The sequence below is a fragment of the Caulobacter endophyticus genome (assembly GCF_003116815.1).
GTDB lineage: Bacteria > Pseudomonadota > Alphaproteobacteria > Caulobacterales > Caulobacteraceae > Caulobacter > Caulobacter endophyticus.
The window spans coordinates 20,021-43,363 of the sequence record NZ_QDKQ01000030.1 but is presented as its reverse complement, the minus strand read 5'-3'; the positions used below and the strand labels follow the sequence as shown (position 1 = coordinate 43,363).

Annotated in this window: 26 protein-coding genes; 11 read left to right on the top strand and 15 right to left on the bottom strand. The window is 69.4% G+C overall.

Annotated elements, in window-relative coordinates:
• Positions 1-67 precede the first annotated feature (67 nt).
• Complete coding sequence (locus tag DDF67_RS07140) at positions 68-301, bottom strand: hypothetical protein (protein WP_109100211.1); 234 nt, start codon at positions 299-301, stop codon at positions 68-70.
• 99 nt (positions 302-400) lie between these two features.
• Between DDF67_RS07140 and gpmA the strand changes: the two genes are divergently transcribed.
• The 3 genes from gpmA (at position 401) to DDF67_RS07125 (ending at position 3,895) form a co-directional block, all read left to right on the top strand.
• Positions 401-1,114, top strand: coding sequence for a 2,3-diphosphoglycerate-dependent phosphoglycerate mutase (gene gpmA / locus DDF67_RS07135; RefSeq protein WP_109100210.1), 714 nt, complete (start codon positions 401-403; stop codon positions 1,112-1,114).
• Positions 1,115-1,269: 155 nt separating this feature from the next.
• Complete coding sequence (locus DDF67_RS07130) at positions 1,270-2,529, top strand: pentapeptide repeat-containing protein (RefSeq protein ID WP_109100209.1); 1,260 nt, start codon at positions 1,270-1,272, stop codon at positions 2,527-2,529.
• Between the two features lie 106 nt (positions 2,530-2,635).
• Entirely contained in the window at positions 2,636-3,895 is a 1,260-nt protein-coding gene (locus DDF67_RS07125) for a pentapeptide repeat-containing protein (protein WP_109100208.1), read from the top strand.
• Between the two features lie 140 nt (positions 3,896-4,035).
• Here DDF67_RS07125 and DDF67_RS07120 read toward each other — a convergent pair whose 3' ends face one another.
• The 6 genes from DDF67_RS07120 to DDF67_RS07095 form a co-directional block, all read right to left on the bottom strand.
• Entirely contained in the window at positions 4,036-4,974 is a 939-nt protein-coding gene (locus DDF67_RS07120) for an IS481 family transposase (protein ID WP_109100207.1), read from the bottom strand.
• A 94-nt stretch (positions 4,975-5,068) separates the two neighbouring features.
• Complete coding sequence (locus DDF67_RS07115; protein ID WP_109100206.1) at positions 5,069-6,583, bottom strand: dipeptidyl-peptidase 3 family protein; 1,515 nt, start codon at positions 6,581-6,583, stop codon at positions 5,069-5,071.
• Positions 6,584-6,657: 74 nt separating this feature from the next.
• Positions 6,658-6,858, bottom strand: coding sequence for a hypothetical protein (locus tag DDF67_RS07110; RefSeq protein ID WP_058347617.1), 201 nt, complete (start codon positions 6,856-6,858; stop codon positions 6,658-6,660).
• Between the two features lie 90 nt (positions 6,859-6,948).
• Positions 6,949-8,541: a sensor histidine kinase gene (locus tag DDF67_RS07105; protein WP_233247569.1), complete on the bottom strand. Its 1,593-nt coding sequence runs from the start codon at positions 8,539-8,541 to the stop codon at positions 6,949-6,951.
• Positions 8,538-9,263 carry a response regulator transcription factor gene (locus tag DDF67_RS07100; RefSeq protein WP_109100205.1) on the bottom strand — a complete coding sequence of 242 codons (726 nt, stop codon included), beginning with the start codon at positions 9,261-9,263 and terminating at the stop codon, positions 8,538-8,540. The genes DDF67_RS07105 and DDF67_RS07100 overlap by 4 nt, the downstream gene beginning before the upstream one ends.
• 175 nt (positions 9,264-9,438) lie before the next feature.
• Entirely contained in the window at positions 9,439-9,900 is a 462-nt protein-coding gene (locus DDF67_RS07095; protein WP_109100204.1) for an Hsp20 family protein, read from the bottom strand.
• A gap of 273 nt (positions 9,901-10,173) precedes the next feature.
• On the opposite strand from DDF67_RS07095, the gene DDF67_RS07090 reads away from it, so the two are divergent.
• The 5 genes from DDF67_RS07090 to DDF67_RS07070 all read left to right on the top strand — a co-directional run bounded on the left by DDF67_RS07090 (position 10,174) and on the right by DDF67_RS07070 (position 14,024).
• The gene (locus tag DDF67_RS07090) at positions 10,174-11,016 is read left to right on the top strand and encodes a class I SAM-dependent methyltransferase (protein WP_109100203.1); all 843 of its coding nucleotides are present in this window, start codon (positions 10,174-10,176) and stop codon (positions 11,014-11,016) included.
• 63 nt (positions 11,017-11,079) lie between these two features.
• A complete protein-coding gene (locus DDF67_RS07085) occupies positions 11,080-11,994 on the top strand; it encodes a class I SAM-dependent methyltransferase (RefSeq protein ID WP_109100202.1) in 915 nt (304 codons plus the stop codon).
• The gene (locus tag DDF67_RS07080; protein WP_109100201.1) at positions 11,991-12,659 is read left to right on the top strand and encodes a hypothetical protein; all 669 of its coding nucleotides are present in this window, start codon (positions 11,991-11,993) and stop codon (positions 12,657-12,659) included. The genes DDF67_RS07085 and DDF67_RS07080 overlap by 4 nt, the downstream gene beginning before the upstream one ends.
• Positions 12,660-12,767: 108 nt before the next feature.
• On the top strand, positions 12,768-13,076 hold the full coding sequence (locus DDF67_RS07075) for an SCP2 sterol-binding domain-containing protein (RefSeq protein WP_058347624.1): 309 nt from the start codon (positions 12,768-12,770) through the stop codon (positions 13,074-13,076).
• 3 nt (positions 13,077-13,079) lie between these two features.
• On the top strand, positions 13,080-14,024 hold the full coding sequence (locus DDF67_RS07070) for an alpha/beta fold hydrolase (protein WP_109100200.1): 945 nt from the start codon (positions 13,080-13,082) through the stop codon (positions 14,022-14,024).
• A gap of 143 nt (positions 14,025-14,167) precedes the next feature.
• Here DDF67_RS07070 and hisN read toward each other — a convergent pair whose 3' ends face one another.
• Both hisN and DDF67_RS07060 read right to left on the bottom strand, forming a co-directional pair.
• Positions 14,168-15,007, bottom strand: coding sequence for a histidinol-phosphatase (gene hisN, locus DDF67_RS07065; RefSeq protein ID WP_109100199.1), 840 nt, complete (start codon positions 15,005-15,007; stop codon positions 14,168-14,170).
• 52 nt (positions 15,008-15,059) lie between these two features.
• Complete coding sequence (locus DDF67_RS07060; RefSeq protein WP_101719651.1) at positions 15,060-15,452, bottom strand: helix-turn-helix domain-containing protein; 393 nt, start codon at positions 15,450-15,452, stop codon at positions 15,060-15,062.
• Between the two features lie 163 nt (positions 15,453-15,615).
• On the opposite strand from DDF67_RS07060, the gene DDF67_RS07055 reads away from it, so the two are divergent.
• Positions 15,616-16,542: a lysophospholipid acyltransferase family protein gene (locus DDF67_RS07055; RefSeq protein WP_109100198.1), complete on the top strand. Its 927-nt coding sequence runs from the start codon at positions 15,616-15,618 to the stop codon at positions 16,540-16,542.
• Here the strand turns inward: DDF67_RS07055 and DDF67_RS07050 are convergent.
• From DDF67_RS07050 to gcrA, 5 genes are all read right to left on the bottom strand, one after another.
• Positions 16,539-17,045 (bottom strand): response regulator, encoded by a 507-nt coding sequence (locus DDF67_RS07050; RefSeq protein WP_109100197.1) that lies wholly within the window; start codon positions 17,043-17,045, stop codon positions 16,539-16,541. The two genes, DDF67_RS07055 and DDF67_RS07050, sit on opposite strands and share 4 nt — an antisense overlap.
• Positions 17,046-17,151: 106 nt before the next feature.
• Complete coding sequence (locus DDF67_RS07045; protein WP_233247568.1) at positions 17,152-17,877, bottom strand: M23 family metallopeptidase; 726 nt, start codon at positions 17,875-17,877, stop codon at positions 17,152-17,154.
• Positions 17,878-17,990: 113 nt separating this feature from the next.
• On the bottom strand, positions 17,991-18,209 hold the full coding sequence (locus DDF67_RS07040) for a DUF2093 domain-containing protein (RefSeq protein ID WP_058347630.1): 219 nt from the start codon (positions 18,207-18,209) through the stop codon (positions 17,991-17,993).
• A gap of 27 nt (positions 18,210-18,236) precedes the next feature.
• Positions 18,237-19,781 (bottom strand): exodeoxyribonuclease VII large subunit, encoded by a 1,545-nt coding sequence (gene xseA, locus DDF67_RS07035; protein WP_109100220.1) that lies wholly within the window; start codon positions 19,779-19,781, stop codon positions 18,237-18,239.
• Between the two features lie 91 nt (positions 19,782-19,872).
• On the bottom strand, positions 19,873-20,406 hold the full coding sequence (gene gcrA / locus DDF67_RS07030) for a cell cycle sigma 70 cofactor GcrA (protein WP_109100196.1): 534 nt from the start codon (positions 20,404-20,406) through the stop codon (positions 19,873-19,875).
• A 242-nt stretch (positions 20,407-20,648) separates the two neighbouring features.
• Here gcrA and DDF67_RS07025 point away from each other — a divergent pair, with 242 nt between their 5' ends.
• A complete protein-coding gene (locus tag DDF67_RS07025; RefSeq protein WP_109100195.1) occupies positions 20,649-21,470 on the top strand; it encodes an ABC transporter permease in 822 nt (273 codons plus the stop codon).
• A gap of 7 nt (positions 21,471-21,477) precedes the next feature.
• Here DDF67_RS07025 and DDF67_RS07020 read toward each other — a convergent pair whose 3' ends face one another.
• On the bottom strand, positions 21,478-21,897 hold the full coding sequence (locus tag DDF67_RS07020) for a YbaY family lipoprotein (protein ID WP_109100194.1): 420 nt from the start codon (positions 21,895-21,897) through the stop codon (positions 21,478-21,480).
• A gap of 220 nt (positions 21,898-22,117) precedes the next feature.
• On the opposite strand from DDF67_RS07020, the gene DDF67_RS07015 reads away from it, so the two are divergent.
• The gene (locus DDF67_RS07015; protein WP_109100193.1) at positions 22,118-23,332 is read left to right on the top strand and encodes an aspartate aminotransferase family protein; all 1,215 of its coding nucleotides are present in this window, start codon (positions 22,118-22,120) and stop codon (positions 23,330-23,332) included.
• The last annotated feature ends 11 nt before the right edge of the window (positions 23,333-23,343 follow it).

The following is a 23,343-nucleotide window of genomic DNA, read 5'->3' as shown; positions in this document are numbered from 1 at the left end:
CACCCTCTTCGTATGACGATGATCGATCAATGTGACGATTGATCGATAATGACGCGAGAAGAAGCGACTATTGCGCTGGGTCGCCAGTAGCGGCGGCTTCTTGCGCGCGTCGCTGCTCGCTGCGGCGAGCGGCGGCCTTTTCCTTCTCGATCAGAGCCTTCATCTCCGGAGTCTGCTGGATCGGCGTCGAGCCGAACGGGTCAGGCGATCGATCACCGTAGCCCTGGGGCCAGACCAGGGACAAGGCGACCAACGCCAGCGCGACCAACGCGCAGAGAGGCAAGAAGATGCGATCGGGCATGGTCCGCCTATACCACGCCCCTTGTGGCTGGATAGGGGCGATGCTTGACGCGGCGTCCCGCGCGCCTTAGCCCGCCATGACCTCACTCAAGGAGCGCAGATGCCCGTCCTCGTCCTGCTTCGCCACGGCCAGAGCCAGTGGAACCTCGAAAACCGCTTCACCGGCTGGGTCGACGTCGACCTGACCGCCGAAGGCGAGGCCCAGGCCCGCAAGGGCGGCGAGCTGATCAAGGCCGCCGGGCTCGACATCGACGAGGCCTTCACGTCGGTCCAGACCCGCGCCATCCGCACCTGCAACCTGGCCCTCGACGCGGCCGCGCAGAGCTTCGTGCCGGTCACCAAGGACTGGCGCCTGAACGAGCGCCACTACGGCGGCCTGACCGGCCTCAACAAGGCCGAGACCGCCGAGAAGCACGGCGAGGAGCAGGTCACCATCTGGCGTCGCTCCTACGATGTTCCGCCTCCGGAGCTTGCCCCGGGCGGCGAGTACGACTTCGCCAGCGACCGCCGCTACAAGGGCGCGAGCCTGCCGTCGACCGAAAGCCTGGCCACCACCCTGGTGCGGGTGCTGCCGTACTGGGAAGAGGCCATCGCGCCCAAGCTGAAGGCCGGCGAGAACATCCTAGTGGCCGCCCACGGCAATTCGCTGCGCGCCATCGTCAAGCACCTGTTTGCGGTGCCCGACGACCAGATCGTCAAGGTCGAGATTCCCACCGGCAACCCGCTGGTCATCGAGCTGGACGCCGACCTGAAGCCGGTGGGCGCCCGCTACCTCGACGAGGCCCGCGCCGAGAAGCTGCCGGCGATCGGCTGATCGCAGAGACTTCGGGGTTCCTTTCGTCCGCGGGCGAAAGGAACCCTACGTCGTCTCAGGCAGTCGCTACGCGCAGGAAGTGCCTGGAAACACGACGTTAATGCTGATGGGCGCATCAAGTTGGTCTACCCTTCGGGGAAACGACGCGAGCTTGCATGAACACCCCGGCAGCGGCGGGCCAGGAACACCGGCGCCTGACGCAACAAGAAGTCGACGTGATCTGCGCCAAGCACGACCGCCTGTGGTCGGCTAGGCTCGGCGGCGCGCGCGCCGTGTTCGCCTTCTGCGACCTGTCGGGCCTGGTCCTGGCCGGGCGCAATCTGTGCGACGCCGACTTCACCGGCGCGCTGCTGGTGGGCTCCGACCTGCGCCGCTGCAAGCTCGACAACGCCAATCTCTACGGCGCCGACATGCAGGGGGCCGACCTTACCGATTCCTCGCTGCGTCGCGCCGACCTGCGCGGCTCCAGCCTGCGCGGCGCCAACCTGACCGGCGCCGACATGTTCGAGGCCGACCTGCGCGAGGGCCAGATCGCCGCCGCCGACCGCGAGAAGGGCTACCGCATCATCGAGCCGGTGCAGCGCGAGGCTTACGCCATGGGAGCCAACCTTTCGGGCGCCAACCTCGAGCGCTCGCGGCTGTCGGGCATCGTCGCCACCAAGGCCGACTTCAGCGACGCGATCCTGAAGGACGCCAAGCTGGTCCGCGCCAATCTCAAGCAGGCCAATTTCAACGGCGCCAACATGGCCGGGGCCGACCTTTCGGGCGCAAACCTCGCTGGGGCCGATCTGCGCAACACCGTGCTGGTGGGCGTCAAGACCATGTCCTGGAACGTCACGGGCGCCAGCATGGAAGGGGCCCTGACCGACAAGGCCTCGGGCGTCGACGTCTCCGACATGCCCTACGAGCAGATGATCGCCGACCACGCCCGCTGGTGTGAAACCGGCGGGGGCGAGGGCAAGCCGTCGGTCTTCGACAAGGCTGACCTGCGCAATCTCAAGAGCATCCGCGGCTTCAACCTGACGGCCTTGTCGGCCAAGGGGGCGGTGTTCTACGGCCTCGACATGGAAGGCGTGCAGATGCAGGGCGCGCAGCTCGAAGGCGCCGACCTTCGGGCCTGCAACCTGCGCCGGGCCGACCTGCGGGGCGCGCGGCTGAAGGGCGCCAAGCTTTCCGGCTCCGACCTGCGCGACGCCCAGCTGGGGCCGCTGCTGATCGGCAAGGACCGGCTGCTGCCGGCCGACCTGACCGGCGTGCTCCTGACCAACGCCGATCTGGCCAGGGCCGACCTGCGCGGCGCATGCCTGGCGGGCGCCGACCTTTCCAGAGCCAACTTCACGAGCGCCAACCTCAAGGACGTCGACATCACCGGCACGGTCCGGCTGGGCGCCCGAGGGCTCGAAGACCTCATCTAGCTACCCGTTTTGAGAAGAATTCAGCGACCTTAACCGTTCGCTCGTCGATTCCTGTTATCCGATTGTCCGCAAGTGCTTTTCCAGTAAGACGGGAGGGGGTCCCGCAATGAACGCCGCACAGAGCATCGCGGGACGCCGCAAGCTCAGTCAGGCCGAACTCGACATGCTCGTCACGGCCCACGAGAAGTTCGTGACCGGCAAGCAGGGGGGCAAGCGCGCCTCGCTTCGGTTCATGAACCTGTCGGGCCTGGACCTGTCGTTCCGCAACCTGACCGACGCCGACCTATCAGCCTCGATCCTCGACGGCTGCCGCATGGTGCGCACCAAGCTGGATCGCGCCAGCCTGTTCGGCTGCGACCTGCGCAAGGCCGACCTGCGCCAGGCCAGCCTGCAGCGCGCCGACCTGCGCGGGGCCTGCCTGCGCGGCGCCAACCTTTCGCAGGCCGACCTGACCCAGGCCGACTTCCGCGAGGGCCAGATCGCCATTCCGCATCCACGCAAGGGCCTGGACACCGTCAAGCACGAGACCCGCAACGGCGAGGTCGACGAGGTCAACTTCTCGGGCGCGACCCTGGACGGCTCGCAGTTCACCGGCGTCTCGGCCTTCAAGGCCGACTTCTCCGACTGCTCCCTGCGCGGGGCCAAGCTGTCGGGCGCCAACCTGAAGGAAGCCAATCTGGTCGGGGCCATCCTCGACAACGCCGACGTCAAGGGCGCCAACCTGGAAGGCGCCAACCTGCAGGGCGCGGTGATGTCGGGGGTCGACACCTCGACCGCCCGGGTCAACGGCGCGCACATGACCGGGGCGCTGACGACCTCGACGGTCGAGGCGGTGAACAAGGCCCGCGAGCTCTACGCCCGGTGCCTGGCCAATCAGCAATGGTGCCAGACCGGCGGCAAGGAAGGCGCGGCCGCCCGTCTCGACGGCGAGGACCTGCGTCCGATCGGCGACCGCCTGAAGGGCCTGCGCCTGACGGCCATGAGCGCCAAGGGCGCCTGCTTCGTCGGCATGGACCTGTCGGGCGCGCAACTGCAGGGAGCCAACCTGCAGAACGCCGACCTGCGCGCGGCCAACCTGCGCGGCGCGGACCTTCGCGGGGCCAAACTGACCGGCGCGAACCTGACCAAGGCCGATCTGCGCCAGGCGTTCCTGTCGCCGCTGCCGCTGGGGCCCGAGCGCAAGACGCTCGGCAACCTGGCCGCCGCCCGCCTGCGCTACGCCATGCTGCAGACCGCAGACCTTTCCGAAACCGTCCTCGACGGCGCGGACCTGCGCGGGGCCGACTTCACCGGCGCCCGCATCGCCAAGGCCAGCTTCCGCGACTGCGACGTCGGCCAGGCCCAGGGCCTGGAGTTCGGGGCCTAGGATCTTTCTGAGGGAAGGAGTGTTCCCGGTCAGAGGGCAGAGGCCCGGCTAGGGTCCTGCCCCCCATCCGTAAAATCCCCGCGAAAGCGGGGACCGAAGGAGCCTTCGGCCAACGTCTTTCCCGCAGCCAGAAGAAGCCGCTAGGTGTCGTTTCCAAGAAGGTTGTTCGCCCGCTGCCAGGGCGTGAGGCCTTTTATGCCTGAGTGTGGGCGGTCGAGGTTGTAGCTGTCTGTCCAAGGCTTGATGGCCTTGGCGCGATCGTCCGAGCAGGCGTAGGGACGGCCATAGGCCCATTCGCGCAAGGACGTCTGGATGAAGCGCTCGGCCTTGCCGTTAGTTCTGGGCGTGTAGGGCCGGGTACGCACGTGCCGGGCCCCGGCGGCCTGGAGGGCGCTGGCGAAGAGCTTCGAGCGGTAGGCCGAACCGTTGTCGGTCATCACCCTCTGGACGGCGACGCCGTGGCGGGCGAGCCAGGCGATGGCCCTCTCCAGGAAGGCGGTCGTGTCGGCTTGGCCTTCGGAGGGCAGGATCTCGGTGTAGGCCAGGCGCGAGGCGTCATCGACGCAGACGTGCAGGAAGTCCCAGCCGGCCCTCCTGGAGCGCCCCAGCCGCCGATCGCCGGTGACGCGGTGGCCTTCGACGTTGAATTTGCCCAGCTTCTTGATGTCCAAGTGGATCATCTCGCCTGGCGCGGCGCGCTCGTAGCGGACGATCGGGATTTTCGGGTCCAAGGCCGACAGCTTGCCCAGGCCCAGCCGGCGCAGGATCAGCCCCACCGTCGAGCGGGCCAGCCCCAGGGCCTGGGCGATGGCTGGACCGGTCATGCGCTGGCGGCGCAGCGCTTGGATTTGGTCGACCACGCCGGCAGGGATCCTGCGCGGACATCGGCGCGGCGCCGAGCTGCGGTCGTGAAGCCTTCGCTCGCCGCCCCGCCGATGCCGAGCCAGCCACTTGCCGGCCGTGCGCCGGGAAACCCCGAAGGCCTCCGCCGCCCTGGCCACTGACCAGCCTTGCTCGATCCGATCAACCATCAGGGCTCGACCAACTGGGGTCAGCCGCGCATTCTCATGCACGTTCATCCGGGGCCTCCGGCGCTAGGGTTTGGAGCTTCGCAACCCCAACCTCTCAGCACCGCCCCGGGTGAACAACCTTCATAGCTTCGACAGCTAGGCCTCACACCTTCTCCGGATAGACCGGCGCGATATCCACCGGGATATCCTTCAGCGTCGCGATCACGCCGCGGGCCTCGTCATCCAGGTGCGCGTAGCGGTCGAAGAAGGCGACCATGCCGGCATAGTCGCCGTCGCCCTGCAGCTTGACGATCTCGGCCACCAGGTCGCGCATGCCGGCCGCCATCCTGGCGTCGTCGACGCGGAAGCGCTTGAGGGCCGGGTCGTAGGCGAAGGCGCCCTTGGCCTTGAGATAGCCGTACTGCAGGGCCGCGCCCCGGCCGTGGGCCTCCTCGTCGCCCCAGCGGGCGGCGCGGAAGATGCCGGCCAGATAGGTGGCGAACAGTTGCGGACGCTCGGCGGCTGGAATCTCGCCCTTGTCCATCATGAACAGGATGTTCCAGGCGCCCATGACGTCGGCCTTGGCCTCCTCGGCGGTGCCGCCGATATCCTTCATCTCGGCCGAGACGGTTGTGGCGCGGCCGTCGACGACGATCGAGCCCGGGCCCAGGCTGTGCGACAGCTCGTGGAACAGGGTCTCCAGCGTCATGTACTTCTGGCTGACCAGGGCGGCCTGATCGGCGACCAGCACGCGGTTGGCGATCGGCTGCAGTATGCCCTCGTACTTGGCGGCCAGAACGTTCGACAGGATCACCTTCTTGGCGCCCTTGGCCTCGCGCACGCGCTCGTCGTTGGGCAGGTTGAAGGCCACGGTCTGCGGGCCGTGCAGATTGTCGCCGCCGCCGCGGATCTGCTCGGCCACGGCGATCGGCGAGGCCCCGCCGCGCTTGAAGTTCTTGTAGGCGTCGGCCACCGGCAGGTTGGCCTCCATGTCGCGCAGATAGGCCTTGTACTTGTCGAGCGCCTTGCTCTCGGCCGGGTTCTTCAGGGTGACGAAGGCCTCGAAGGCGGCCTTCTGGCCCATCAGTTCGTCGGTGTAGGTCTCGTACGGGCCAATCGCCACCTCGATGGGCGTGCCCTCCAGGTCCATCCAGGCCATTTCCGACTGGAAGTAGTCGTTGGTGCGGAACGACTGGGCGCGCAGGGTCAGGAATTTCCTGAGGCTGGCGTTGGTGGTGATCCTGGCGGCTTCGTCCAGCAGGGCGGCGGCCTTGGTCAGCTCGGGCTTGTAGGCGGCCGAGTAGGGCACGGCGACCAGCTTATCCCCCTCTCGGCGGACCACCGTATAGGTGTCCATCAGCGCGGCCTTCTGGTCGGGATGGGCGGCCAGGTAGGCTTCCAGCTGATCCTTGGTCAGGCCGGCCGGATAGAAGCCGTGGCCCGGGCCGTCGGGGCCGCCCTGGGCGACCATCTGCTTGGCGTAGATGGCCGTCATCTGGTCGGCGGCCTGGATCAGCAGGTTCACCACCTTGCGCTCCTCGGCGCTGAGGAAGGCGGTGTCGGTCTTCATGCGGATGGTCGCGTAGTTCTCCGGCGGCGCGGCGACGGCGGCCAAGGGGGCGGAAAGTGCGGCGGCCGAGACGCCGAGCGCCAGGGCGAGGGGAAGAAGCACGCGCATGTAGAGGGCCTTGCGGATGAAGCGATGGGACGTCGCTTACACCCGCCTTGGGGCGAAGACGAGGCGGCGCAGCTTCAGAACCGGCGGCGTTTCAGGGAGGCGAAGGCGTCCAGCATCACCGCCGCCAGATGGCTCTGGCTGCGGGCGAAGGCCGGGTCGGCGGCCTCGCCCGACAGCCGCATGCCGTCGGGGCGAGAGACGCTCCAGGTGCAGCGGCCGGCGGCGATGTCGAGCTCCACCTGGCAGTCGGAGGCGGGCGGGGCGGCGGTCAGCATGGCGATCTCCTGGACTGGATGGCGAGATCGAACCTTACGGACAGCGTGCGGCGCCCTGATGGAACCGACATGGAGATTTCGTGCAGACGATCAGGCCGGCGGCAGCGCCAGGGTGAAGCGCGCCCCATCCGGGTCGGCGACATAGGCCACCTCGCCCCCGTGGGCGCGGGCCAGCGACCGGGCGATCGACAGGCCAAGACCCGTGCCGCCCTCGGCCCGGCGCGTAGTGAAGAAGGGCTCGAACAATCGGCCGGCGTCGGCGGGCGGCACGCCGGGACCATCGTCGGCGACCACCAGCACGACGGCCTGGCCGCGATCATGGCCGCTGATGACGACCTTGCCGGCGCCGGCCTGGCGGCTGTTCTCGACCAGCACCGTCAGCACGGTCTCGATCATCGCCAGCGGCGCGGCGACGGGCGGCAGTTCGGCCGGAAGGTCGGCGGTCACGCTGAAGACGGAGGTGGAGAGGGCGGCGGCCACGGTCCTGGCGGCCGCGGCGGGCGCGGCGGCGACCCCGGCCTCGGGCGTGGCCATGTCGGCGCGGGCCAGCTCCAGCAGCCGTCCAACCAGCGATGAAAGCCGGGCGTTGTCGGCGGCGATGTTGGCCAGGAAGCGTTCGCGCTCGGCCTGGCTCATGGTCGGGTAGTGGTCCTGCAGCAGCTCGATGGCGCCGCGCACGCCGGCCAAGGGCGTCTTGAACTCGTGGCTCAGGGCGGCGGCGAAGTCGCGCAGGTAGCGCGAGCGCTTGTCGATGGCTTCGGACATGGCCCGGAAGTCGTCATAGAGCGCCTGGATCTCTACGGCGGCCGTCTTCGGCGTTTCGGGCGGCTCGCCGCGGCCGGTGGCCATGGCCCGGGTGGCGGCGCTGAGCTGCTCGATCGGGCGGGTGACCCCGCGCGAGACCAGGCCCGCCAGGCCAAACAGCACCAGCAGGATGATCCCCGCGCCCAGCAGCAGCTTGCCGCGATCCTCGTGCAGGCCCTTGAACAGGCCGCGCGGCGAGCGCGACAGCAGCAGCACCCCGACCGTCCGGCCGTCGACCACTACCGGGCGGGCGTGGTGCAGGCGCACGGCCGAGGCCCGGCTGAACAGCTCCCAGACCGAGCGCTGGCGATACTGGCCGATCCGGCGCAGCACGGTGTCGGGCCGGCCGGCCAGGGCCTCGCGCACCTCGGGCAGGGCCGACAGGTCGCCGCCGGATCCCAGGCCCCGCACCACCCGGCCCTGGCTGTCGGTCAGAACGATGGCGGCCAGGGTGCTGCGGGTGGTGTCGGCGAAGATGTGGTCCAGCCGCGCGGCGGCGGCCGTCGCATCGCCCGACGGGGACGCGGCGCTGGTCGCGGGCGAGGGGCGTTCGGGCAGGATCCGGGCGGCCGACAGGTCGATGCTCGGCTTTTCGGGGCGGTAGTAGTCGGGGGCCTCGGGATCGGGCTCGGGCAAGGCGCTGGTCGCTGGAGCGCCGGGCCACAGGGCCGCCGCCGTCGCGGCCAGGGCCGCGCCCTGGGCGGTCAGCTCGGCCTCGGTCTGTCGCACCAGGGTGTTCTCGTAGCTGCGCAGGAAAATGCCGCCGATCGCCGGCATGCTGGCGGCGAACAGCAGCACCGCCAGCAAGATGCTGCGCAGGCGCAGCGCTGGCCAACGGCGCTTGATCGCGTCCTTGAATGCCGGGAGCGCAGCGATCACGTCCTGGCGCCTTCGTCCAAGCCCTGGCCCGAGCCCTGGCAAGGACCCAGGCGGTAGCCGATCCCCGGGCGGGTCTCGACCACGTCGACGCCGCCCAGCCTGGCGAACTTGGCGCGCAGGTTGCGCACGTGGCTGTCGATGGTGCGGTCGGTCAGTGCGAAGCCTGGGCCGCGCAGCCTGTCGATGATGGCGTCGCGGGTGAACACCCGGCGCGGGGCGCTGGCCAGGGTCCAGAGAATGCCGAACTCGGTAACGGTCAGGGACGCCTCGTCGGTCCCCCAGGCCGCGCGCCAGGCGTCGGCCTCCAGGCTGAGGCGACCGTGGCTGACCAGCTTGGGCTCCTCTGCGGGCGCGGCGGACCCGGCGCGGCGCAGGATGGCGCTGACCCGGGCGGTCACCTCGCGGGGGCTGAACGGCTTGACCACGTAGTCGTCGGCGCCCAGCTCGATGCCGAGCACCCGGTCGATCTCGTCGTCGCGCGACGACAGCAGCAGAACCGGCAGCTGGCCCTCGGCGCGGATCCTGCGGCAGACGTCCAGACCGTTCAGGCGCGGCATATTGATGTCCAGCACCACCAGGGCCGGCCTGTGGGCGGCGATCGCCTCAAGCGCCGCCTCGCCGTCGGCGGCCTCGACCGTGACGTAGCCGGCCTTGCCCAGGGCGAAGGCCAGCAGCTCGCGGATGTGCGGCTCGTCGTCGACGATCAGGATCGGTTGAGTCATGGCGCAGATGTTCCGCTTGCGACGCCGTGGGTCAACGGCGGGCATAGGCGCTGGGCGTGCAGGGATTGCGGACCGCGCCGTGCAGATCCGGTGCAGGCGTAAAAAAGGGCGGCGCGAGATCGCGCCGCCCGAAAGTCGGAGGGGAAGTCAGAGAGAGAAAAAGCGTTCGTCGCCCTTAGGCGGCCTTTTCACCTTCGATCAGGCTGGAGCTGTCGGCGCCGGCGTTGATCGGGATGGTGCGGGGCTTCAGCGCTTCGGGCAGCTCGCGCTTGAGCGAGATGGTCAGCAGGCCGTCGGCCAGAGCGGCGTCGGTCACCACCACGTAGTCGGCCAGCTGGAAGCGGCGGTCGAAATTGCGCTCGGCGAGGCCGCGATGCAGGTAGCGCTTGGCCTCGTCGTTGGCCGCCTTGCGGCCCGAGACGGTCAGCAGGCCTTCCTTGGCCTCGATCGACAGCTCGTCGGGCTTGAAGCCGGCGACGGCGATCTCGATGCGGTACGAATTCTCGTCGGTGCGCTCGATGTTGTAGGGCGGGTAGCCGGAGGCGGCTTCGGTCTTGGCGGCGGCGTCGAGTTGCGCGGCCAGGCGGTCGAAGCCGACGAGCGAACGGTACAGGGGCGACAGATCGATAGTGCGCATAAGTGTAGAACCTTCTCTTCAAGCAAGGTTGCAGTCAGTGTTCGAACCTTCGACGACCCGTCATCGGCCTCGTCTGCGATCCGGAAGGCCCGGCTATCCAGCGCCTTCGGTTGAATAGTTGGGAGGTCGTTTTTCGACTTCAAGGGGTGCGGCGTTTTTGAATGCAGCATCGTTGCGGCCAGGGCTGACGAGCGGGCTCGGCGCGCCGGAATCGCTTGATCGAGCGCCACCCAAGGTTAAGGTCCGTCACCTCGACGACGACGGAGACAGACCATGCCCGCCCGCCGCCACTTCCTCATCCTCGCCGCCCTCGCGGCGCTTGCGCCGGCCACCGGCGCCCTGGCCGCCGACGCCGCCCTCAAGGCCGCCGTCGCCTCGCCCGACCGCACGCCCGCCAGCGTCGCTCGTGATGGGGCGCGCCATCCCTATGAAAGCCTGGAGTTCTGGGGGCTCAAGCCCGGTCAGACCGTGATCGAGGTGTCGCCCGGCGGCGGCTACTGGACCGAGATCCTCGCGCCCTACGCCAAGGCCACCAAGGGGACCTATGTCGCCGGCGTCGCCGACCTGGCCAATCCGAAGCTGTCGGAAGGCGCCCGCAAGGGCCGCGCGGCCTTCGAGGCCCGCTTCGCCGACGAGGCCAAGTACGGCAAGGTCAGGTTCGTCGACTTCGGCCCCGTCGCCGCGCCGCTGGGCGCGCCGGGCTCGGCCGACCTGGTGCTGACGGCCCGCAACGTCCACAACTGGACGGGGCGTCCAGGCGAGGTCGACAAGATCTTCGCCGACTTCTTCGCCGTGCTGAAGCCGGGCGGCGTGCTGGCGATCGAGGAGCACCGCGCCGAGCCCGCCGACGAGAAGAGCCCCGGCGCCGGCGGCTACATGGCCACCTCGACCGTCGTGGCCATCGCCGAGAAGGCCGGCTTCAAGCTGGACGCCAAGTCCGAGATCAACGCCAACCCCAAGGACACCAAGGACCACCCCTTCGGCGTCTGGACCCTGCCGCCCACCCGCCAGTCGGCGCCGGGCGGCCAGCCGGCCGACCCGAACTTCGACCGCGCCAAGTACGACGCGATCGGCGAAAGCGACCGCATGACCCTGCGCTTCAAGAAGCCGGCGTGAGGCGACGTCGCCATTTGAACAAGGTCGCGGTCTAGGCTGGGATCCATGCGTACAGGGGGATCTATGGACCCAGCGTTTTCGTGGTCGCGTCGCGGCCTGCTGCTCGCCGCCGGCGCTGCCGGTGCGAGCGGGCTGGTCGGCTGCGGCCGCAAGAAGGACGAACCGGCCGCCAAGGCCGAGGCGCCCAAGCCAGCCGCAGCGGCCAAGGGCGGGGCGTCCACCCTGGCCGGCGCGGCGGCCGGCGACTGGCGCACCAGCGCCGACAAGGCCCGCGACGCCTGGCGCCATCCGGTGCAGAGCCTGGAGTTCTGGGAGATCAGGCCCGGCCAGACGGTGGTCGAGTTCTGGCCCGGCGCGGGCTGGTACACCGACATCCTGGCGCCGTTCCTGGCCTCCACGGGCGGCAAGCTCTACGAGGCGGTGCTGGAGGCCGACCCGGCTGACCCCGCCGCCGCCGAGATCGTCGCCGCCTTCCGCCGCAAGCTGGAGGCCAAGCCGAAGATCTACGGCAAGGTCGACATCACCACCTTCGGCCGCGGCAGCGGTCCTGTAGCGCCGGCCGCAAGCGCCGATCGCGTGCTGTTCCTGCGCAACCTGCACAACTGGATGGCTGGCGGCATTGCCGAGAAGGCCTTCAAGGACGCCCTGGCGGCCCTGAAGCCCGGCGGCATCCTGGGCGTAGAGGAGCATCGGGGCGAGCCCGGCCGCGTGCAGGACGTGCTGGCCGCCGACGGCTACGTCCAGCAGGCCTATGTCGAGCAGTTGGCCAAGGAAGCCGGGTTCGTCCTGGCCGGCTCCAGCGAGATCAACGCCAATCCCAAGGACACCAAGGACCATCCGTTCGGCGTCTGGACCCTGCCGCCCACGCGCCTGTCGGCGCCGCGCGGCGATCCGGCCGAGCCCGACTTCGACCACGCCAAGTACGACGCCATAGGGGAGAGCGACCGCATGACCCTCAAGTTCGTGAAACCGAAATGAGCCGTCGCATCGCGCGCCGGGCGCTGGTCGCCGCCGCACTGACCCTGGTCGCCGGTACGGCGGCCCTGGCCCAGGGCAACAAGACCGCCCCGGCCGACAAGGTGTTCGCCTATCTGGAGAACTTCCTGAAGGTGCCGGCCCAGGAGCGTTCGCGCACCCGGGTGGCCTACGCGCTGAGCCGTGACGGCAAGCCGGCCGCCGGTCTGAAGGCGACCCTGATCGAAGCCGGCGGCGCGCGCACGCCGCTGCCTATCGGGGGCGACGGCCGCTTCGAGCGCCTGCCGACGCTGGCCCAGTTGCAGGGCGGGGCCAAGATCGAGTTCGAGGCCTCGGCCGACGCCAAGTTCGGCTCGACCCTGATCATCGAACCCGTCCTCAAGCCGGCCGCAGAGTACGAGGTCGCCGAGCTGAAGACGGTGCTCGACTCGACCAACGGCGCCATCGGCAAGGCCGCCGGGCCCATGGCCATGCTGGCTCCGAAGATGACCGGCTTCGGCTTCCCGGGAGTTGCGAGCGGCGTGGTGCTGGGCGCCGACGGCAAGGCCCAGCCGCTGCCGCTGCAAGGCAAGACCCCGATCCTGCGCCTGGCCGACTTCAAGGGAGCCACCCGCGTCCGCCTGTCGGGAACCCCTGCGCGCGTAGGCTTCATCCAGAGCAAAAAATAGCGTGGAGAGCGTCTGAACGGTGTTTACTTGCGGCCCGGCTCCGGCCAGGGTGCCCACCAAGTTTTCACGCGCAGAACGCTCAAGCGCAGAAAGAGGGAGACAGCGTTTATGGCCACGTTGCAGGAAATCACCGACAAGATCAAAACCGCCGTTGGTGACGACAGCGGTCTGGGCAAGAGCCTGAAGTTCGACCTGAAGGGCGAAGGCGTCATCCTGATCGACGGTGGTTCGGTCACCAACGAGGACGGCCCCGCCGACCTCACCATGACCCTGTCGAAGGAAGACTTCCTGGCCATCGGCGCCGGCTCGCTCGACCCGACCATGGCCGTCATGACCGGCAAGCTGAAGCTGTCGGACATGGGCGCGGCGATGGCGCTGCAGTCCAAGATGGCGGCGCTGTTCTCGAAGCTCCGCTAAGCCATGGGGGAACCTGCGCCGCTGGTCTCGATACCCGAGGCGCCGGTTCCCGACCACGGCCAGGCCGAATGGTTTTCCGGCGCGGACGGGGCGACCCTCCGCGCCGCTCTATTTTCTCCTCAAGGAAAAGCGCGCGGCTCGGTAGTCGTCAGCCCCGGTCGCAGCGAACCGATCGAGAAGTACTACGAGGTCGTCTCCGACCTGCTGGCGCGGGACTTCGTCGTCCTCGTGCACGACTGGCGAGGGCAGGGGCTCTCGCACCGTGCCTTGCCCGATCGGCTCAAGGGCCACGCGGCCGGCTTCCACGACTTCGTCGGCGACTACCAGGCGCTGCTGGCGGCCTTCGAGAGCCGGCTGCCGGGGCCTTGGATCGCCCTGGGGCACTCGATGGGCGGTTGCCTGACCAGTCTCGTGCTGGCCCATGGCGAGACCCGTTTCGCCGCCTGCGTGCTGTCGGCGCCGATGCTGGGCCTCAACACCGGGGGCAAGCCGGCCGGCATGGCCCGGGCATTGGCCTGGCTGGCGGCCCGCACGCCCTTGCGCGGCGGCTACGTGCTGGGCGACGTCGGTGATCCGTTCAAGCACGTCTTTCCCCAGGACGCCCTGACCCACGACGCAGCCCGCTATGCCCGTCACCAGGCCCAGATCCGCGCCTGTCCCGATATCGCGCTGGGCGGCATCACCTGGGGCTGGACCGATTTCGCCTTCGAGGCCTGCGAGTGGCTGGTCCGCTCCAAAGGCGTCGAGGCCATAACCATCCCGGTGACGATCGTCGGGGCAGGGATCGACACCCGCGTCCTGACCTCGGCCCAGAAGGCTATCGCCGCCCGCATCCCCAAGGGCCGCTACGTCGAGATCGAGGACGCCTTCCACGAAATCCTGATCGAGACCGACGACCGCCGCGCGCGCTTCTGGGCGGCCTTCGACGAGACGGTGTCCGGCCTCTAGATCGTCCCCTTCTGGGGGAGGTGGCCCGGAGGGCCGGAGGGGGGACGTTTTCAGCTTCCGAGGCGGTGGCGGGCTCATCAGCCACACCCCCTCCGTCGGCTTCGCCGACACCTCCCCCAGGAGGGGAGGAGGATCTTGAATCTCTATTTCGCCGACCGCTTCAGCGCCACCAGCGCCTCGTCCAGCACGCGCTGGTCGCCGGCGATGGCCATCTGGCCGCCGTGCTGGCCGATGGGCGCGCCGCGCCAGTCGGTGACGACGCCGCCGGCGCCTTCGATCAGGGGGATGGCGGCCTCGACGTCCCAGCTCTTGAGGCCCGCTTCGATGACCATGTCCATCGTGCCGGCCGCGACCATGGCGTAGGCGTAGGCGTCGCAGCCCAGGCGGGCCAGCTTGGCGGCCGCGCGCACCTGGCGCCAGGCGCCCAGTTCGGCGCCGTCGAAGCAGGCTTCGGGATCGGTGGTGGCGATGATGGCGTCGGTCAGCACGGCGCATGCACGCACGCGCAGGGCCTTTTCTGTCCCGCGTGCGATCAGGCGCGAGCCGAGAGCGGCCGAGCCGACATAGAGTTCGCCGACATAGGGCTGGCCGATCGAGCCCAGAACGGGACGGCCCTGGTGGCGCAGTCCGATCAGGGTGGTCCACAGCGGCAGGCCCGAGATGAAGGCGCGCGTGCCGTCGACGGGATCGAGCACCCAGACGAACTCGGCGTCCGGGCGGTCCTCGCCGTATTCCTCGCCGATCACGCCGTGCTCGGGAAAGCGTTCGGCGATCAGCTTGCGGATGGCCGCTTCGGCGCCGCGATCGGCCTCGGTGACCGGATCGAACGCCGCATGGGTGTCGCGCGGCAGGTTCTTGCCGGCGGCCTTGTCCTCCAGCCCGTGGTCGGACCGGAACAGCGGCAGGATCGCTCCTGCGGAAGCGCTGTTGAGCTCGACGATGAAGGCGTCGAGGGCGGCAAGGCGATCGGCGGAGAGCGTCATGGGCGCAGGCTTTAGCCCGCCTTGGCCCAGGACGCTACTCCACGAAAGCGGCTCAGGCTTCGAGCTGCTCGACGCCGTTCAGCGACTTGGCCAGGTCCAGCAGCCGGCGGCGCGGACGCTCGCCCAGCAGGTAGTAGGCGCGGATCAGGTCGATGGTCTCCTTGCGGGCGAACATCTCGCCGCCCTCGGAGTCGTTGCTGGCCGTCGGCGCGGTGTCGCGGGCGACCGCCGACAGGCCGTCGTAGAAGTAGCCGACCGGCACTTCCAGCGCTTCGGACAGCTGCCACAGGCGGGCGGCCGAGATGCGGTTGGCGCCGCATTCGTACTTCTGGATCTGCTGGAAGCGCACGCCGACCGCGCCGGCCAGTTGCTGCTGGGTCAGGCCGAGCAGCCGGCGACGGCGGCGAAGGCGCTTGCCCAGGTGAGTGTCGATGTCGTTGCCCATGATGTGGACCCTTGACCCCCGATGGCTTTCCCCCGTCCCGAAACGGAACGGTCTGCCCTGACAGCCGCAAGTCGCGCGCCAAGCGAAGCTCGCTCGCCCCAGGCGAGCCGAAGGCAGCGGCGCCACAGTTCCGCCGCCGGCCAAGTCGAGCTAGTAAGGGCCGATGTCCAACGACCGTGTTTCCCCCACCCAAGACTTCCTCTGGCGCCTGGAGGCGTTCGGCTACGACCTGTTCATGGGCCTGTTCCGGCTGTTGGGCGTGGACGCGGCCTCGGCTTTGGGCGGCTGGTTCGGACGCACGTTCGGTCCGCTGAGCGGGGCCCACAAGGTGGCCGACCGCAACCTGCGCCTGGCCTTCCCGGAAAAGGACGCCGCCTGGCGCGCCGACATGCTGCGCCGGCAGTGGGACGGCCTGGGAAGGACGTTCGGCGAGTTCCCGCTGATGGACAAGCTTCTGCCCTCGACCGGCCGGGTCGAGGTGGTGAACGCCGAGCGCCTGGCCCAGATCGCCCGCGACAGCGAGCCTGTGGTGTTCGTTTCGGGCCACCTGTCGAACTGGGAGGTGATGCCGGCGGCGATCGTCGATTCCGGCGTGACCTGCCAGATGACCTACCGCGCGGCCAACAACCCCTACATCGACGAGCGCATCAAGAAGAGCCGGTTCCGCTACGGCGTGCGCCTGTTCGCCCCAAAGGGCGGCGACGGCGCGCGGGAGCTGCTCGACGCCATGAAGCGCGGCGAGTCGGTGGCGCTGATGAACGACCAGAAGTTCAACGGCGGGGTGGCCGCCCCGTTCTTCGGCCACGACTCGCGCACCGCGCCGGGACCTACGCGCCTGGCGATCCGCTTCGGCACGGTGCTGCAGCCGATGTCGGTGCAGCGCACCAAGGGCGCGCATTTCCGCGCCGTGGTCCACGACCCGATCGTCCCGCCCAGCACCGGCGACCGCACGGCCGACATCGAGACCGGCGTGCGGATGATCAACGCCTTCATGGAAGACCGCATCCGCGAGCGCCCCGAAGAGTGGTTCTGGGTCCACCGCCGCTGGCCCAATGAGGTCTATGCGGCGCTGCTGGCAGAGAAGGACTAGAGCTCGATCGCGCCCTTGTCGGTGGCGCGGCGGAACGGGCCGCCATGGTGCGGGTCCTGGCGGCGGCGGCGGCAGGGGCCGAAATAGTCGCCGCTGCGGATGAACGGCCGCGGCTTGAAGATCACCATGTCGATGCGGTCGAGCAGCGAGCGGGCCGTGACCGGCTTGACGACGATCTCGGTGACGCCGGCGTCGCGAGCCTCGAACACCCGGTGCCGTTCGGCAAAGCCCGTCAGCATGATGATCGGCAGGAACGGGTCGGTGCTGTCGGGCGAGTTGCGCACCAGCTGGGTGAACTGCACCCCATCCAGCGGCGACATCTTGAAGTCGACGATGGCGATGTCGATCTGGCGATCCTTCAGAATCTGCAGGCCCTCGGCCCCGTCGATCGCCTCATGCACGTGGCGCACGCCGACCCCTTTCAGGATCGTGCTGACGATCGCCCGCATGTGGTGGTTGTCGTCCACCAGGAGGAAACGGAGCTTGTCGAGCACCGCGGACATGCGGGATTACGCCTCATACGCGAATTTCAAGAGCGGGGCTGGGGATAACCATAACCACGACGGCCTGTCGATAGGTGGTGTCCCGAAATGGTCAAGTTTGATCTCGTCACTGTCGCATTCCTGCGTCAGCAACCCATAGGCTGGGGTCGAGGTTGCGATCGCGCCATTTCAGCCGCCAGCACAGGTGCGGGCCGGTGGCGCGGCCCTCCTTGCCGACCGCGCCGATCTGCTGGCCCTGGGCCACGCGCTGCCCCGCCGTCACGTCCACGCGCGAAAGATGCAGATAGGCGCTGATCAGGCCCTGGCCGTGATCGATCAGGATCAGCCCGCCCTCGAAGTGCAGGCCGGTTTCGGCGAAGGCGACAATCCCGGCCGCCGGGGCGACCACCGGCGTTCCCACGGGCGCGGCCAGGTCGACGCCGTAGTGCGGGCGCTTAGGCTCGCCGTTGAGGATCCGCTGGCCGCCGAAGCTGGACGAGCGGCGCGTGGCCTTCACCGGCCAGATGAAGCCCGTGCGGAAGAAGTCGCCGTCGATCCGGCTGGCGAAGCCTGCGGCCTTGCGCGCGCCCTCGGCGGCGATGCGGGCCAGAAGGATAGGGTCTTCGGGCGAGACCTGCGCGGACGGCAGGCCGTCGATACGCTGGATGTTGAAGGTTCCCGGCGCGATCGCCACGCGGTGGCTGGCCGAGCCGTCCGGCGTCTGGACGGTGATCTCGGCGGTCGGCGGGGCGTCACGGTCGAAGCCGACGATGAACCAGCCGTCGGTCGAGGCCTGGGCGGTGGGAACGCCGTCGACAAGCACCTCGGCGCGGGGCGCGGTGCGGCCGACCACGTAGCCGCCCTGTTCGAGGCGGCCGTTCAGAACCAGTCCCGGCGCCGCGGCTGCGGCGGGGAAGGCGAGGGGAGCGACGCCGCAGGTCAGGGCGGCGAGAAGCGACCTGCGGTTCAGGCCTTGGTCTCCTGCCAGCGCTTCAGCGCTTCCTTCGGCGTGGCGTAGGCCTCCTGCAGCTCGGGGCTCCAGTAGCGCAGGGCTTCCAGCGGGATCTTCGCGCCGGTGACGGCGCACACGACGTACTGGCCGGGCTGGAGCACGGCGAAGTCGCCGTCGCCATAGTGCAGGACGGCCAGGCCGGATTTTCCGAGGTCGCGATCGTAAGCGTTCATGGGTCTCTTCTACGCCAATCGGCGGGTCTAGAACAGGTCGCCCTGCGAGGACGGGGGCGCAGGCTTCGGGCGCGGCGCGGGCTTGGGGACAGCCGCCGCGACCGGCGCGGGGGTGGGCGCGGGTGGGGGAGGCGGCGGCGTCGAGCCTTCGCCGTCGATGATCGCGTCGCGCTCGCCGTGCTTGAACTTCAGGTTCACGCGCTCGCCGGCGGCAAGGTCCGCGGCCGAGCGGGCCAGGGTTCCGTCCATCTTGCGCACGAGGGCGAAGCCCAGTTCCAGCGGCCGTTCCGGGTTCAGCGACTGGCGCAGCTTGTCCAGGCCCGAGAGGCGATCGGCTTCGCGGTCGAGGCGGCGGCGGGCCACGGCGTTGAGGCGGTCCCACAGGGCCGGCAGGCGGGCGTGCTGGGCGGCGCGCTGCGGCGCGCGGCGGGCGGCCAGGTCCAGGCGACGCGCCAGGTCGGAGAGACGCTCGGCCTTGGCCTGGCGCTGGCGGGCCAGGGCCTCGGGCGACAGTCGCGCGGTGACCTTCAGCAGGTCCTGGGCATGGACCGAGGTGTTGCGCTCCAGCGCCGCGTCCAGCCTGCCGGCGGCGATGTCGAACCGCTGTTGGGCCAGGGCCAGCAGGTCGTTGGGCCGGGGCAGCCCACGCGCCGCTGCTTGAAGACGCGTGCGGCGCTCCTCGACCACCCGGCCGGCGCAGCGCGACAGGCGGCGGTCGTAGTCGGAGACAAGGCCCCTCAGCTCGGCCAGCACGGGCGTGGCCATCTCGGCGGCCGCCGTCGGGGTGGGGGCGCGGCGGTCGGAGACGAAGTCGATCAGGGTGGTGTCGGTCTCGTGGCCGACGGCCGAGATCAGCGGGATGGTCCCTTCGGCCACCGTGCGGGCCAGGGCCTCGTCGTTGAAGGCCCAGAGGTCTTCGACCGAGCCGCCGCCGCGGGCGACGATCAGTATGTCGGGGCGCGGAACCGGGCCGCCGGGTTGCAGGGCGTTGAAGCCCCTGATCGCGCCGGCCACCTGGCCGGCGGCCGCGTCGCCCTGCACCACCACCGGCCAGACGATGACCCGGCAGGGCCAGCGGTCGCGGATGCGGTGCAGTATGTCGCGGATCACCGCGCCGGTGGGGCTGGTGATGACGCCGACCACGGCCGGCATAGAGGGCAGGGGCCGCTTGCGCTCGGGCGCGAACAGGCCCTCGCCGGCCAGCTTGGCCTTCAGCCGCTCCAGCTGGGCGAGCAGGGCGCCGACGCCGGCGGCCTCCATGCTGTCGATGACGATCTGGTAGCGCGAGCCGGCCGGATAGGTGGTGATCTTGCCGGTGACGATGACCTCGAGCCCGTGCTCGGGCCGAACGCCCAGGCCCCGCACATTGCCCTTCCAGACGACGCCGTCGATGGCGGCCTTGTCGTCCTTGATGGTCAGGTAGACGTGGCCGTTGGAGTGATGGGTGACCTTGGACAGCTCGCCGCGCAGGCGGACGAAGCCGTAGCGGTCTTCCAGCGTGCGCTTCAGCGCGAAGGCCAGTTCCGAGACGGAATAGGCGGGTGCGTTGGAATCGGGGGCGAGGTCGGTCATCGGCGACAGCATAAAGCCCTCCCCGCGGAACGGGGAGGGCTGCATGGCGAGAGCGCCTTGTCGACGCCTCTCTTCTTATCGGTGGCTGGCGCTAGATGTAGCGGCGCAGCGAACGGGCGAGCTCGGTGGCGCCGCCCTTCTTCTTGGTCGACTGCTGCGGCTGGTAGGCCACCCGGGCGTGCTCGACGCAGTAGGGGCCTTCCGACGAGCGGCGGCCGCAGAAGGTGAAGCTGTCCGACGACGGGTCGCCGATCGGCCACTTGCACATGTGGGCGCCCAGGGTCAGCACGGTGGCCGAGCCCGGAGCCTCGTTGCGCATCACCGGGACCGACGGCTGCTGGTGAGCAGCGACCGGCGCCGGCGCCGGGGCGACCGGTTCGCTGGCGACAACGCGGCGCGGCGCGGCCGGCATCGCGGTGGCGGCCGGACGGGCCGGACGCGGAGCCTTGAAGGCCGGACGGGCCGGTTGCGACGGCGCGGCGCGACCCGACAGGCCCAGGCGATGGACCTTGCCGATCACGGCGTTGCGGGTGACCCCGCCGAGTTGTTTGGCGATCTGGCTGGCCGAGAGGCCGTCCAGCCAAAGCTTCTTCAGGGTGGTGACCCGCTCGTCAGTCCAGCTCATGGCCCATCTCCGCCTAAAATCAGGGCTATGACGAGAAACCCCACCTCGCCATCGCCCTACATCTGGTGTACAGATCGCCCCGCCGGCGTCTGCCCTACCACATAGTGTAAAGAATGCGTTAAGACGCACAATAGGCGCCAGGTAGTCTGTCCACAGAAACTATATATTGATTCTCGGAGCGGGACGCTTGCGTCCGACCCTCGCCGGGCGCACATGGCGAAGGAATTTCCAGGATCGGGCCAATGAGAGACATGGCAGACAGCGTCGTTCCGCCGCAGCCGCGCGACTATCACGGCTGGAACTGGAGCGGGTTCCTCACCCTTTATCAGCGCGAGATCCGCCGGTTCTGGAAGGTGGGCATGCAGACCGTGGCCGCCCCGGTGGTCACCACGCTGCTCTATATGCTGGTGTTCGTGGTCGCGGTCGGCGCCAGCCGCCCGGCGGTCGAGGGCGTGACCTTCGGCCATTTCGTGGCGCCGGGCCTGATCATGATGGCGGTGCTCAACAACGCCTTCGCCAACTCGTCCTCGTCGCTGATCCAGGCCAAGATGATGGGCCTGACGTCGGACTTCCTGACGCCGCCCCTGACCCCGCTGGAGCAGGTGGCCGCTTTCGGTCTGGGGGCTGCGACGCGCGGGGTGGTCGTGGGCGCGGTGACGGCCGCCGTCATCGGCGTGCTGCCCGGCGCTGGCCTGCAGGTCTCGCACCTGTGGGCGATCCTCTATTTCGCGGTCGGGGCTGCGATCATCCTGGGCCTGGCCGGCGTGTTGGCGGGCCTGTGGTCGGAGAAGTTCGACCAGCTGGCGGCGGTGACCAACTTCGCCATCATGCCGATGACCTTCCTGTCGGGCACCTTCTACCTGGTCGACAAGCTGCCCGAGCCGTTCCGCACGGCCAGCCACTTCAATCCGTTCTTCTACCTGATCGACGGCTTCCGCTACGGCTTCATCGGCCATGCCGACGGCAATATCGCCATCGGCGTGGTGGTCACCGCCGTGCTGGCCACGGGCCTTTTCCTGTGGTGCTGGGCGCTGTTCCGCAGCGGGTATCGGCTGAAGAGCTGAGGGCGCGTCAGCGCCCCACGCCCTTGACCAGCACCTCGACGTCCTTGGTCGGGCCGTCGTTGATCACCGCGACGTGGGTGTCGTTGATGAAGCGCAGCTGGCCGTCCACCTCCACCCGCGCCGACACCGAGTAGCGGTGGTTCGGAACGATCTGGGCCGGATCATAGGCCAGCGTGAAGGCGACGGGCGGCGCGCGCGTGCCGTCGATCACGTCCTCGGCCAGCACCTTGGCGGGCGCGTCGGCCAGGCTGACGTCCTGCAGGCGCACGATCGTCTTCGTATCGGGCGGCAGCATGATCCGCTCGCGCCAGGCCACGGTTCCGGTGACGGCGGCGGGACCGGCGGCCAGGCCTGCGGTTTGCGGCGTCGACGCGCAGCCGGGCAGGGCGGCCAGGGCCAGCAGGGCGAGGGAAACGGCGGCCTTCATCGTGGGTCCTCCATGCATCTCCCCCACGCCAAGGCTTAGGGCGGATCGCGCCTGGATGGCAAGTTAGCGGTCCCGCGCCGCCAGGGTGTGTCCGCCACGCCCCGCAGGGCGAAAATTCATAGTGATTTCATTGACAGGGCAGGGCTTCGCGCCGACAACGTCGGGCCTTCCAGTCCCCGCGCGAAAGCCCGGGGGCTTCTTGCCTTTTTGGGAGGCCGAATTGAGCACTGCGTCGTCGTCCAACTCCTCGCAACACCACATCATGGGCGTCTACAACCGCGCCCCGCTGGCGTTCGAACGAGGCCGAGGCGCGCGCCTGTTCTCGACGACCGGCGAAGAATACCTGGACTGCGTGGCCGGCATCGCCACCTGCGGCCTGGGCCACGCCCACCCGGTGCTGGTCGACGCCCTGAAGACCCAGGGCGAAAAGCTCTGGCACGTCTCCAACATCTACACGATCCCCGAGCAGGAAGTGCTGGCCGACAAGCTGTGCGCGGCCACCTTCGCCGACGTGGTGTTCTTCACCAACTCGGGCACCGAGGCGATCGAGTGCGCCCTCAAAGCCGCCCGCCGCTACCACGCGGTGGCCGGCAATCCGGAACGCATCGACATCATCGGCTTCGACGGCTCGTTCCACGGCCGCTCGTACGCGGCGGTCAACGCCTCGGGCAACGCCGGCTATCTGGACGGCTTTGGCCCGCGCCTGCCGGGCTTCGTGCAACTGCCGTTCGGCGACTTCGACGCCCTGAAGGCCGCCATCGGCCCGACCACGGCCGGCGTCATCATCGAGCCGGTGCAGGGCGAGGGCGGGGCGCGCGCCCTGACCGAGGCCCAGCTGGTCGAGCTGCGCCAGATCACCCGCGACGCCGGCGTCCTGCTGATCTTCGACGAAGTGCAGAGCGGCATGGGCCGGACCGGCAAGCTCTTCGCCCACGAGTGGGCCGACGGCGCCGAGCCCGACATCATGTGCGTGGCCAAGGCCCTGGGCGGCGGCTTCCCGGTCGGCGCGTGCCTGGCCACCCACGAGGGGGCCAAGGGCATGACGCCTGGGACCCACGGCTCGACCTACGGCGGCAACCCGCTGGCCATGGCGGTCGGCACGGCGGCCTTCGACGCCATCAACACGCCCGAACTGCTCGACAACGTGAAGACCGTCGCCGGCTACTTCACCCAGCAGCTCAACGGCTTGAAGGACCGCTTCCCGGACGTCGTGCTCGACATCCGCGGCAAGGGCCTGCTGATCGGCATCAAGCTGGCTTCCAACAACCGCGAGTTCATGGGCCTGGCCCGCGACCAGCAGCTGCTGGTGGCCGGCGGCGGCGACAACTGCGTGCGCCTGCTGCCTCCGCTGAACCTGACGCTGGCCGAGGCCCAGGAGGCCGTGGCCAAGCTCGAAAAGACCTGCGAGGTCGTCCGCGCCCAAGCGGCGGCCTGACGGCTCACCGA

Bases quoted from the DNA above. Each gene is read 5' to 3' on its own strand.
- DDF67_RS07140 (WP_109100211.1), bottom strand. From the start codon at position 301: ATGCCCGATCGCATCTTCTTGCCTCTCTGCGCGTTGGTCGCGCTGGCG.
- gpmA (WP_109100210.1), top strand. From the start codon at position 401: ATGCCCGTCCTCGTCCTGCTTCGCCACGGCCAGAGCCAGTGGAACCTC.
- DDF67_RS07130 (WP_109100209.1), top strand. From the start codon at position 1,270: ATGAACACCCCGGCAGCGGCGGGCCAGGAACACCGGCGCCTGACGCAA.
- DDF67_RS07125 (WP_109100208.1), top strand. From the start codon at position 2,636: ATGAACGCCGCACAGAGCATCGCGGGACGCCGCAAGCTCAGTCAGGCC.
- DDF67_RS07120 (WP_109100207.1), bottom strand. From the start codon at position 4,974: ATGAACGTGCATGAGAATGCGCGGCTGACCCCAGTTGGTCGAGCCCTG.
- DDF67_RS07115 (WP_109100206.1), bottom strand. From the start codon at position 6,583: ATGCGCGTGCTTCTTCCCCTCGCCCTGGCGCTCGGCGTCTCGGCCGCC.
- DDF67_RS07110 (WP_058347617.1), bottom strand. From the start codon at position 6,858: ATGCTGACCGCCGCCCCGCCCGCCTCCGACTGCCAGGTGGAGCTCGAC.
- DDF67_RS07100 (WP_109100205.1), bottom strand. From the start codon at position 9,263: ATGACTCAACCGATCCTGATCGTCGACGACGAGCCGCACATCCGCGAG.
- DDF67_RS07095 (WP_109100204.1), bottom strand. From the start codon at position 9,900: ATGCGCACTATCGATCTGTCGCCCCTGTACCGTTCGCTCGTCGGCTTC.
- DDF67_RS07090 (WP_109100203.1), top strand. From the start codon at position 10,174: ATGCCCGCCCGCCGCCACTTCCTCATCCTCGCCGCCCTCGCGGCGCTT.
- DDF67_RS07085 (WP_109100202.1), top strand. From the start codon at position 11,080: ATGGACCCAGCGTTTTCGTGGTCGCGTCGCGGCCTGCTGCTCGCCGCC.
- DDF67_RS07080 (WP_109100201.1), top strand. From the start codon at position 11,991: ATGAGCCGTCGCATCGCGCGCCGGGCGCTGGTCGCCGCCGCACTGACC.
- DDF67_RS07075 (WP_058347624.1), top strand. From the start codon at position 12,768: ATGGCCACGTTGCAGGAAATCACCGACAAGATCAAAACCGCCGTTGGT.
- DDF67_RS07070 (WP_109100200.1), top strand. From the start codon at position 13,080: ATGGGGGAACCTGCGCCGCTGGTCTCGATACCCGAGGCGCCGGTTCCC.
- hisN (WP_109100199.1), bottom strand. From the start codon at position 15,007: ATGACGCTCTCCGCCGATCGCCTTGCCGCCCTCGACGCCTTCATCGTC.
- DDF67_RS07060 (WP_101719651.1), bottom strand. From the start codon at position 15,452: ATGGGCAACGACATCGACACTCACCTGGGCAAGCGCCTTCGCCGCCGT.
- DDF67_RS07055 (WP_109100198.1), top strand. From the start codon at position 15,616: ATGTCCAACGACCGTGTTTCCCCCACCCAAGACTTCCTCTGGCGCCTG.
- DDF67_RS07050 (WP_109100197.1), bottom strand. From the start codon at position 17,045: ATGTCCGCGGTGCTCGACAAGCTCCGTTTCCTCCTGGTGGACGACAAC.
- DDF67_RS07040 (WP_058347630.1), bottom strand. From the start codon at position 18,209: ATGAACGCTTACGATCGCGACCTCGGAAAATCCGGCCTGGCCGTCCTG.
- xseA (WP_109100220.1), bottom strand. From the start codon at position 19,781: ATGACCGACCTCGCCCCCGATTCCAACGCACCCGCCTATTCCGTCTCG.
- gcrA (WP_109100196.1), bottom strand. From the start codon at position 20,406: ATGAGCTGGACTGACGAGCGGGTCACCACCCTGAAGAAGCTTTGGCTG.
- DDF67_RS07025 (WP_109100195.1), top strand. From the start codon at position 20,649: ATGAGAGACATGGCAGACAGCGTCGTTCCGCCGCAGCCGCGCGACTAT.
- DDF67_RS07020 (WP_109100194.1), bottom strand. From the start codon at position 21,897: ATGAAGGCCGCCGTTTCCCTCGCCCTGCTGGCCCTGGCCGCCCTGCCC.